Source organism: Flavobacterium sp., from assembly GCF_031363805.1.
Classification (GTDB): Bacteria; Bacteroidota; Bacteroidia; order Flavobacteriales; family Flavobacteriaceae; genus Flavobacterium.
The window spans coordinates 1-12228 of the sequence record NZ_JANLVD010000070.1 but is presented as its reverse complement, the minus strand read 5'-3'; the positions used below and the strand labels follow the sequence as shown (position 1 = coordinate 12228).

Here is a 12228-nt window from a genome sequence, read left to right as displayed (position 1 = left end):
TTCCTTTACGATTGATACCAAATCGAATGGATCTGAATATAGTTTAAGTATTTACAACATTGATGGTAAGTTTATTACCTCAAAATTTGAAAAAACAACCGACAACTTGTTGCAAGTAAATATGGAACAATATGCTGAGGGTTTATATTTTGTGATATTGCATAATAAATCTGATGATAAATACAACTATTTGAAAATAATTAAAAAGTAAACCATGAAAACTAAAATTTATTTATTGCTATTATTTTTAATAACAATCAATGGTTTTTCGCAAGAAACCAAAATGAGTATCAAAGACTATATCAACTTTTCTGATTTGCCTGGAAAAACTAGCGATATGCCAAGTTGGGCAAATCAGTTGTACAGCAATCCAGACCAAATTAATATCAAAAATTTCAAAAAAGAACTTAATGATTGGTTAATTGCTGAGAAAAAAGAAAAGAAAGAAAAAAGAGATGCAGGCTATAAAAGCAAATTTGAAGAAGGCACTTCTGAAAATCCAATTGTTCGATTTGCAATTGATTTTGTGATAAAAATTCCAAACGAATGGATTAATGACCAAGGATTTATTGCTATGCCAAAAATTAGTGCTTTTATCAAAAATGCAGAAAATTATGAAAAAAATCGTATTGCAACCAAAACAAATAACGAAAGTAAAAATGTTTTAGTTAACAACTGGGAGCAAATTGGAGCTATGGAAGTCGTTCAAAACGATAAACAAATTCAAAAAATCACAAATGTTTTATATCTAAATATTGCACCAACAGCGCCCAATATAAGATTAGCATGTTCAGAAGTATATACGACTTTTAAAACTATTGATGGCGGTGAAAATTGGACTTATCTAACAGATTATGGCGGACCAGCGGCTTTTCATCCTACAGATCCTAATAAAATAATTTTAGCAAGCAACCCGTTTCGTTACAGTTCTAACGGTGGTACAAGCTGGACAGTTTTGCCAGTTGAAGCTAACAGTAACGAAATTATTTGGTCTAATAACGGCACAACCATTATAGCGGCAACTAGTAACGGCATATATGTTTCTTCAGATGCCGGGGCAAATTTTAGCATGAAACAAGCAGGAAGTTTTATGGATGTAGAATTCAAACCAGGCAGTTCAACAATTGCTTATGCTGTAAATAATCAAGGTGTATTTTATAAAAGTACCGATGCTGGATTAACATGGGTTATTAAACCAACAAACTATGCAGCAAATACCCAAAAAAATGGTTTCTTAATAGCAGTTACGGCTGCAAACCCAGATTTAGTTGCTGTTGCCTGTTTAACAGGTACTCAAGCTTATGGCAATGATAATAAAATAGAAATAATAAAAAGTACCAATATTGGAGAAAATTTTTCGTCTCTTTCTAATATAGCTATTGACTATTCTCAAGGTTTCTATGATTTTGTTTTTGGTATTTCTCCAGTAAATGTAAATACTTATTTTATTGGCGCATGTACTTTTTATAAATCAACAGATGGAGGTTTAAATTTTAGTGAAATTGGTGGATATAAAGGTCCTTTGAATGATTTATTACATGCCGACATCCAAGATATGGTTTTTATAAATGATAAAGTTGTTTTAGCTAATGATGGAGGCGTCGGTGAGTCGCCAGATAATTTTACCGATTTTTCGTTATGGAAGGTTACCAGCAAAGGTTTGTTTGCATTAAATTATTTTGGATTTGACATTGGCTTTAATACCGATCAAATGGGCGGAGGAAAAGTACATAACGGCGATGATTTATTCAATCCAAACTGGAATAACAGAAAATCGATATATGTTGGCGGAAATGAATCGCCCGTTGGAAAAACAATTTTCAGTAGACCAAATTCAATATTTTATGCAGATATTGATCCAAAGTTTCAACAAATTGATGTAGATTATAATCCAATTTTTGCCAGTACTTATCCTTTTACTTTACAAAACAATTCATATCTAGACGGCATTAGAAACAGTGATACTACTTCGAATACAGTAGATAGTAATATTATATATGCTGGTTTCGGAAACGATGTTTTAGTATCCTATGATAATGGAGCAACTAGCCAGGTTTTAAAAAGTTTTGGCTCTTTAGTTTGGGATGTAAAAACAACACGTAACGACCCTAAGGTAATTTATGTAGTAACAAGCTCAGACGGCCTATGGAAAACAATTGATGGTGGTGCAACTTTTAATTTATGTAAACTAATTGTAAATTATATAGACTTAAAATCCAACGGACTACAATGCTTTATTGATGTTTCACAAACCAATGCAAGCGAAATTTGGCTCACTTGTGCTAACTCAAACAACGCTACAAGAATTTTTAAAAGCACAGATGGCGGAGAAACTTGGACTGATTTAAATACTCCAACATTGAACGGATTTAGTTCCCGACAAATACAACATCAATATGGTTCAAATGGCGGTGTATATCTTTTAGGAACTACCAATAATATATCAAAGTGTTATTATCGCAACAACACCATGCCAGATTGGATTGATTATTCGTCAAATTTGAGGCTTGGAACCGCATTAGAAAGAGTCTTTTTAAAAGCATCTTACTACAAAGAAAGGTTGATTGTTGCCAGTGCTGGTGGTGGCGTTCAAACCATTCCTTTTTATGAAAAAAGTAGTCCTGTAGCACAACCAACAACAAATATAAAAACAGTTTGTGTAAATCAAGAAATAAAATTTAGCGACTATAGTATTCTTAATTACACTGGTGCTACTTGGTTATGGTCTTTCTCTAAAACACCAATTTATTTAAACGAAACTAATGCTGGTTCTAGAGACCCAATTGTGAAGTTTTTATCACCTGGAACAGTTAATGTTACTTTAAAAGTAACCAATAGTTCAGGACAATCAGATACCAAAACTATTACCAATTTTGTAACCGTAAATTATGATTCGGCGAGTTGTTTATTATTAAATTCTGATAATGATTCTGAAGTAAATTGCGTAAATAACTTACCCAACCCACCTTCAGTTAATACAGGACAACAAGGTGTAATAACAAATTTTAACGGCGCAACAACCGGAAAGTTTATAATTAAAATTAAACTTTTTAATAGTTGTAAAAGCGTTACTGCTGATTTTTCTGCCATAGTAAATTTAGATACCAACCAAATTAGTACCATACGTTATAGCCATTTTGATGATGGCGTGCTACCAATATCTGTGACTGGCGACAACACGAGTAGTGTAACCAGTTTTAGTAATAGATACGCACAAATATCTTTCACATTATTAAATAAAGTATTGTATTTAAACCATGTTTCAAATTTTTGTTCAACTATTGGCGAAGGTGTAAAAACTATTACTGTACAAAACTTATGCTGGCAACCCTATACCGCTTCCGGAATTACCAGTGGTGATTTTGCTGAATTACAAAAGTGTAACAATCAAATTCCGCAATCAGCAGCAGTTACAAACAATAGCGATATATTGGTGACAGATTTTGCCAATGCAACAAGCGGATTATTTTATGTGAATTTAAATGCATTTACTTCTTGCAATAACGCTACAAATAATTTAAAAGCTATTGTAAATTTAGATTCAGACATAATACATGTGCTTGGATACCAACATTTTGCTTCAACAAATTCAGATGTTACAGGAAACGAAACCAGTTCTGTAACCAGCACATTGAATACAAATGCACAAGTAAATTATTTTATTAGTAACAATAAACTGTACGTTAAGAGAATTTTCAATCCTTGTGGAAACGGAAATTTTAGAATAAACCAATCCTGTTGGTCAGCTATGGATGACGATCAAAATGGAATAGACAATGCGCTGCAACCATCAAATTGTAACAACACCATTTCTAGTAATATAATAACAAATGCCAATACAAATCTTATTCAAGACTTTTCTTCGATTGCAAGCGCACAAAATGGTGTTTTTGTTAAATTAAATATAAGCACTAGTTGCAATAACACCAATGCAACTGTTTATTTGAGTATAGATTTAATAAATAATTTTATACACGTTATCAATTACAGACATTTTGGTTCCGTAATATCATCCACAGTTTTAAACAATAATTCTCCAAATGTATATTCTGAATCTTCTGTAAACGGGAAATTAAAATTTATTTTAATTAATAAAAAATTGTATATCCAACGGGTTTCTGATCCTTGCGCTGGAAGCAATTATCAAATTACAGAATCTTGCTATTCATTGGCTTCAGATCAAGTTCTTGCTATTGATGATTTTATATCCAATTCTGTTTCTACTATTGTTGCCTACCCAAATCCTACCGAAGGATTATTTACCATAGATACCAAAACTGATAGTTCAGAATATAGTTTAAGTATTTATAATATAGATGGTAAATCGATTACTCCAAAATATGAAAAAACAGAAAACAACTTGTTGCAAGTAAATATGGAACAATATGCTGAGGGTTTGTATTTTGTAATAGTATTTAATAAAGTAGAAAATAAATACAACTATTTAAAAATTATTAAAAAATAGAAATTATGAAAACTAAAATTTATTTATTATTATTTCTACTCACAATCAATAGTTTCTCACAAGAAACCAAAATGAGTATCAAAGATTTTATAAACTTTTCCGATTTGCCAGCAAAAACCAGCAAAACTCCAAGTTGGGCAAATCAGTTTTATGAAAATCCTGACCAAATTAATGTCAATAAGTTAAAAACAGATGTTAACGATTGGGTTTTAACTCAAAAAAAATGAAAAGAAAAATTTAATTATATTATATTTTTTAATATTTAAAAAAAATTAAAATAACAAAAATAAATCATGAAAAAATCAATCACATTATTATTACTTATTCTTGCCTTAACAATGTTTGGTCAAAACAAACAATTAGTTAAATTAAATTCAAATGAAGACAAACTTGAATTTAAAGATAAAAATTTTGATGGTATCGACGTATTTTTTTCAATAAAAGATATTGATGTAAAAGAAATTCTAACTGCAAATGAAAAATTTATTACGATTTCTAATAAAAATTTAGCACAAATTTATAATACAAGAATGCCCAATATTCCGGTGATCAGCAAATTAATTGAAGCACCACAAGGTGCAGAAATTGAGTTTGTTATTAAAAGTTTTGATGAACAAATTATAAAACTTTCTGATTATGGCATAAACTATAAAATTGCACCCGCTAGGAGATCTCAATCAAAAAGTGAAGGAGAAGTTGCATTTGAAAAAGACATAAAAACTTATAAATATGATTCCTATTTTAATACAGACATCATAAAGTATATAAATTCAGGTCAATTGCGTTCAACAAAAATTGGAAGAATTGAAATACAACCGATTCAATATAATCCTGTTCAAAATAGTTTACGAATTTTAAATAATTTAGTTATCGAAATTCGATTTGTAAATTCAGATATAAAAAAAACAAAATTATTAAAAGAAAAATACGGAAATTCAGTTATTGATAAAAATTTAAATAATAATCTTTTAAATAACTTGAACGGTGTTGCAACCAATGTTTCACAATCACCAATTCATATGGTTATTGTTTCTGATAGAATGTTTCAAACCCAGTTAATACCCTTCATTGCTTGGAAAATTAAAAAAGGATTTAAAATAACAGTTGCATATACCGATGTAATTGGAACAACAACTACGGCTATAAAATCTTATTTGCAAAACATTTACAATGGTACAGAACCTATGAATTATGTTTTGTTAGTTGGCGATGTGCAGCAAATTCCCTCTTTTGATGGAAATGCGGGAACGCATAAAACAGATTTGAGATATTGTGAATATACTGGTGATAATCTTCCTGAGGTTTTTTACGGTCGTTTTTCTGCTCAAAACACAGCTCAATTGCAACCGCAAATTGATAAAACACTAATGTATGAAAAATATTTAATGCCAAATCCGAGTTATTTATCAGAAGTTTTATTAGTTGCTGGAGACGATGCTGTAATGGAAATGACCTACGGAAATGGACAATTACAATACGGAAATGATTATTATTTTAAGGAATCAAACAATGTAAACAACAATATGTATTTGCAACCTTTGGACAACGCATTGATGCATTCAACTATAATAAATAAGGTAAATACGGGTGTCAGTTTTGCAAACTATACCGCACATTGCAATTCTGATGGTTGGGGTTCACCAAGTTTTTCAGTTTCTGATATGTCATCTTTAAATAATAATGGAAAATACGGTTTGTGGATAGGAAGTTGCTGCCAATCGAACACATTTGCAAACGATGAATGTTTTGGAGAAGCCGCATTACGAAAAGTAAATGGTGGCGCAATAGGTTATATTGGAGGGTCAAATAATACTTACTGGAGTGAAGATTATTGGTGGGGAGTGGGCAATACAACATCTATAACTGCCAATCCAACCTACGAAGGAAGTTCTAGAGGAATGTATGATGCTTACTGGCATCAATTAAGCAATGAAACCAATACAAATTCTTGGTACACAACACAAGGCGAAATGCTTGTTTCAGGCAATATAGCAGTTGAAGGTTCAACAACTAGCGCAACAAACAAAGAGTATTATTGGGAAATTTATCATTTAATGGGAGATCCGTCTGTTACTAATTATATTGGAACGCCACAACCAATGTCGGTAACATTAAACCCAGTAGCGCTTTTAATTGGAATGACAACTTTGTCTGTAAACGCTGCTCCATATTCATATGTTGCTTTGTCGCAAAATGGCGTTTTGATAAAATCGGCATTTTCAGGTTCTAATGGCGTAGCGGTCTTAAATTTTAATGCTAATTCAGTTATCGTTGGCACAGCAGATATAGTTGTGACAGCTCAAAACAAAGTCCCATATAGCAGCACAATAACTATTGCGCCAAATAATCGACCTTTTGTTGTATTAAATTCTTACACATCATCTGTTCCAACTAATTTTGGTCAAACCGTTTCTTTAAATGTTAAGTTAGAAAATGTTGCGGCAAGTGGTACAGGGTATAATGCAAACGCTGTTAACGCAACCATATCAACAACCAGTAATCTTGTAACTATTACAGATGCAACTGAAAATTATAGTACAATTAATGCAGCACAAAGTGTTTTAAGAAATAACGCATTTACTTTTACAATAGCAAATAATATAGTTGATGGTCAAACAGTTAAATTTGATTTAATTTTTACAGATATTTCTGGGAATTCTTGGAACGGAACAATAAATGTTGTTTTAAATGCACCAAAATTTAAAATTCCAACAACAATAATTATTAATGATTCAACAGGAAACAATGATGGACTTCTTGATCCAGGCGAAACAGCAACTATTAGTATTCAATGTTCAAATATTGGTCATGCACCGGTTTCAAATGTTAAGAGTTCAATAAATTCAATAAGTAATTACTTGACAATAAATTCTGTAAATACAGTTCCAATAACTTTAGGCATAAATCAAAATAATACATTTGTATTTAATGTAACAGCCAGTACATCAGCACCAAGAGGTTCAGTTTCAAATTTAAATTATTTGTTAACTGGTGGAAATTCAAATCAGTATAGTTCCAATCAAGTTTTTCCTCTTACAATTGGATTTGTTCCTGTATATTGTAATGGAGAAGGCACGAATACAACCGATGAATATATAAAACAAGTTGTTATTAACACTATAAATAACAGCAGTACTCAAGGCCCAAGTTATTCAAATTTTTCATCTATTATAACTAATGTTACCTTAGGACAAAGCTATCCAATTACAATCATTAACGGTAAACATTTTAGTCCCGACACAATGGGTTGCTGGGTAGATTGGAATCGTGATGGTGATTTTAATGATGCTAATGAAAATATAGCAATTTCATATTCTGGAACTAACGGGTCAATTGGAACAGGAACAGGTACAATAACCATTCCAGCAAATGCAAATAATGGTTATAGTAGACTAAGAACAAGAATACACTATGGATCCGGTATGCAGTCGTGTGGAACATCTGATTACGGAGAAGTTGAGGATTACACACTAAATGTTTCAACTTCATTAAATACAACTGAATTTTCAGAAATTAAATTTTCATTATATCCAAATCCAACCAATGGAAACTTCACAATTAATCTAGATTCAGTTTTAAATAGTGATGCTGGTCTGGAAATTTATTCAATTAACGGTCAGTTGATTTTCAAAAAAGAAATTAAAAACACAATTGAGGATATCAATTTTAATGCATCAGCTGGTATTTATTTTGTTAAAGTTACAAATGATTTTATTACGACAATTAAAAAAATTATTTTGAAATAAAATTAATTTAATACTAAATAAAACTCAATAAAATTATTTTATTGAGTTTTCAGTCTCTAATTTCAAAATAATTAATAAATTGTTAACTGAATTAAATTAATACATAAAAAAATTAATATTGAAGAAATAACGCATTTAACACAATTGAAAAATTGCTTTTTTAAAAAAAGACACAATTTTTACAAAATTTAATATTCCAATTGAGAAATACAATTGTAGTCACCAAACATAATTTTATAAAATAATTTTAGAAGATAAAATACAAAACGGAAAGCTACTTGTTTCAGTCAGACGTTAGAAACAAAAAACGGATAATTAAAAATTAAAAAATAAAACCATGAAAACTAAAATTTATCTATTGTTATTAATTTTATGTTCATTTAATGGTTTCTCACAAGAAACCAAAATGAGCATTAAAGATTACATCAACTTTTCTGATCTACCATTAAAAACCAGCAACACCCCAAGTTGGGCAAACCAGTTTTATGAAAACCCCGACCAAATTAATGTCAATAAATTAAGTATTGATATTGATAATTGGGCCAATAAAGAGAAAAAAGAAAGAAAAGAGAAAGTTAAAAAAGAAAATGAAAGCGAACAAGAAAACGAACTCAAAGAAAGTATTTCTGAAAATCCGATTGTACGATTTGCATCACATTTCATCAACAAAGTACCAATTAACTGGATAAATGAAGATGGATTTATTGAAATGCCAACTAAAAATGTTTTTTTGAAAAATGCTGAAAATCTAGAAAAAGAAAAAAACAGTAAAAAAAGTAGTGTTCTAGCCAATAATTGGTCACTAGTTGGATCTAAGGAAGTAGTACAAAATGATGGGCAAATTGTTAGTGCTGCCAATATATATTATTTAAGTGTGGCACCAACTTCGACTAATATAAGACTGGCAAGTTCCGAAACAGGTGTGCTTTACAAGACAACAGATGGTAGCGAAAACTGGAAGACTATTGCAGAATATCCTGGTCCTAGTGCATTTCATCCAACAGATGCAAACAAAATAATGTTAGGCAGCAATCCGTTTAGAATAAGTTCAGACGGTGGAGCAACTTGGACTGTAAAACCGGTTGTAGCAGAATGCAATAAAGTTTTGTGGTCAAGTAATGGCAACTCCATTATTATAGCCACAAACAGCGGTATATATGTCTCCAACGACGAAGGGTTAAATTTCAGTTTAAAACAATCTGGCGCTATAATGGATGTAGAATTTAAACCAGGTAGTTCCACAATTGCCTATGCAATAAATAATGCAGGTGTTTTTTATAAAAGTACAGATGCTGGTTTAACTTGGGTTATCAAACCAACTAGTTACTCTTTAACTTCCCCTAAATATGGTTTTTTATTAGCAGTGTCTGCTGCAAACCCAGACTTGGTTACTATTGCTTCAATGATTATGAACGCAAATTATGATGGCACTGTCGAATTAACTAAAAGTACCAATAGTGGCGAAGACTTCGCATCTTTATCTATTGTTCCTGTTGGTTATGCTAATGGTTTTTACTCTTTTGTTTTTGGTATCTCACCACTCAATGAAAACACTTATTTTGTAAGTTCTAATAGCTTGTACAAATCAACAAATGGAGGATTAAATTTTAGTCCAGTTGGTGGTTATGCTGGTCCTTTTAAAGTTCATGCAGATATACAAGATATTGTCCTTTTCGGCAATACCGTTGTGTTATCTACCGATGGTGGCGTGAGTGAATCATCAGATGGTTTTACTAGCCTATCTAATTGGAAAAGTACTTGCAAAGGTCTTGATGCTCGCGATTATTTGGCTTTTGATATAGGCTTTAATACCGACCAAATGGGAGGTGGTACGCTACATAATGGTTATGCTATTTACAATCCAGAATGGAATAATGGAAAATCAATATATATAAGTGATGGCGAAGAGGCTCATGGCAAAGCTATATTTAGCAGACCCAACTCAATGTATTATCCTGGTACAGGCAAAAACTTCAAACAAGTAGATGTCACTTATAATCCGAATTACGCGGTTACCTATCCATTCACTTTAGACAACACCCTTTATCAAAATGGAATACGCAATAGCGACACCACTTCAAACACTGAGGACAGTAATATTATTTACGCAGGCACCGCAAGTGACGTTGTGGTTTCTTATGATAACGGAATTACCAAGCAAGTTCTAAAAAGTTTTAATTCTACAGTTTGGGATATTAAAACCACTCGCAAAGATCCTAAAGTACTTTATGTATTGACAAATGCAAATGGATTATGGAAAACAATTGATGGTGGAAGTAATTGGACTATTTGCAATACAAATGTAAATAGCGTAAGCCTCACAAATTTAGGGATTTATTGTCGTATTGATGTATCGCAAACTAACGCAAATGAAGTTTGGTTGTTGTTAAGAAATGGAAGTTCGGTTGATAAAATTTCCAAAAGTTTAGACGGCGGACTAACTTGGACAAGCTTAAATTTACCAATACTAGATGGTTTTGCTGGCCTACAAATAGTACACCAATATGGTTCTAATGGCGGTGTGTATATTATGGGTAGTCAAAATGATTTATCAAAATGTTATTACAAAAACAACACGATGCCCGATTGGATAGATTACTCTTCAGGTATAATGATGCGTACGTCTATTTCTAAAAATCTTTTTCTAAAAGCAAGTTACTACAAAGAAAAGTTAAGAGTTGCTGGCCCAATGGGAGTTCAAGAAATTGCTTTTTTTGAAAAAAGCAATCCAGTAGCACAACCAACCACCAATGTTAAAGACATTTGTGTAAACCAAGAAATAAAATTTTGCGATTATAGTATTCTTGATTACTTGGGTGCCACATGGGAATGGTCTTTTTCTAAAACCCCAGTTTATTTAAACGGTACAAGTGCAGGTTCAAGAGATCCAATTGTAAAATTTTTATCTTCAGGAACAGTTAATGTTACATTAAAAGTAACCAATAGTTTAGGACAATCAGATACAAAAACTATTACCAATTTTGTAACCGTAAATTATGATTCGGCAAATTGCATACTTCTAAATTCCGATAACGACTACGCAGTAAATTGCGTAAATAACTTGCCCAACCCACCTTCAATTAATACAGGTCAACAAGGCGTAATAACAAATTTTAACGGTGCAACAACTGGTAAGTTTTTAGTTAAAATGAAACTTTATACTAGTTGTAAAGGACGTACTGGTGCTTTTTCTGCTATAGTAAATTTAGATACCAACCAAATTAGTACAATACGTTACAGTCATTTTGAAGATGGTGTGCTACCAGTATCTGTAACAGGAGACAACACGAGTAGTGTAACCAGTTTTAGTAATAGATACGCCCAAGTATCTTTCACATTGATAAATAAGGTATTGTATTTAAACCATGTTTCTAATTTTTGTTCCTCTATTGGCGAAGGTGTAAAAACTGTAGATATTTCAGAATTGTGTTGGCAACCATTTACTTCATCAGGTATTACCAGTGGCGATTTTGCAGAATTACAAAAATGCGATAAGCAAATTCCACAATCGGCAGCAGTTACAAACAATACCGATATATTGGTGACAGATTTTGCCAATGCAACCACTGGACTTTTTTATGTGAATTTAAATGCTTTCACCTCTTGCAACAACGCAACCAATAATTTAAAAGCTATTGTAAATTTAGATTCAGACATCATTCATGTGCTTGGATACCAACATTTTGCTTCAACAAATACAGATATTGTTGGAAACGAAACCAGTTCTGTAACCAGCACATTGACCACAAATGCTCAAGTAAATTATTTTATTAGCAACAATAAACTATACGTTAAGAGAATTTTTAATCCTTGTGGAAACGGAAATTTCAGACTAAACCCATCTTGTTGGTCTGCTATGGATGATGATCAAAATGGTATTGATAATACGCTTCAACCTTCAAATTGTAACAACCCAATTTCTGGAAATGTTATAACGAATTCGAGTGCAAATCTCGTTCAAAATTTCTCCTCATTTGCATCAACACAAAAAGGAGTTTTTGTCACACTAAATATCAG

At 31.7% G+C, this 12228-nt stretch carries 5 protein-coding genes; all 5 read left to right on the top strand.

All coding sequences use genetic code 11. From position 1 onward, the window contains the following. Positions 1-211 (top strand): T9SS type A sorting domain-containing protein (locus RMN92_RS04070; RefSeq protein ID WP_309608188.1); only part of this gene is annotated, 211 nt, incomplete at its 5' end. Positions 212-214: 3 nt separating this feature from the next. Continuing rightward, positions 215-4465, top strand: a complete 4251-nt coding sequence (locus tag RMN92_RS04065; RefSeq protein ID WP_309608187.1) for a T9SS type A sorting domain-containing protein — start codon at positions 215-217, stop codon at positions 4463-4465. A gap of 5 nt (positions 4466-4470) precedes the next feature. Continuing rightward, positions 4471-4692, top strand: coding sequence for a hypothetical protein (locus tag RMN92_RS04060; RefSeq protein ID WP_309608186.1), 222 nt, complete (start codon positions 4471-4473; stop codon positions 4690-4692). A gap of 66 nt (positions 4693-4758) precedes the next feature. Further along, the gene (locus RMN92_RS04055; protein ID WP_309608185.1) at positions 4759-8211 is read left to right on the top strand and encodes a C25 family cysteine peptidase; all 3453 of its coding nucleotides are present in this window, start codon (positions 4759-4761) and stop codon (positions 8209-8211) included. Between the two features lie 337 nt (positions 8212-8548). Continuing rightward, positions 8549-12228 (top strand): PKD domain-containing protein (locus tag RMN92_RS04050; protein WP_309608184.1); only part of this gene is annotated, 3680 nt, incomplete at its 3' end.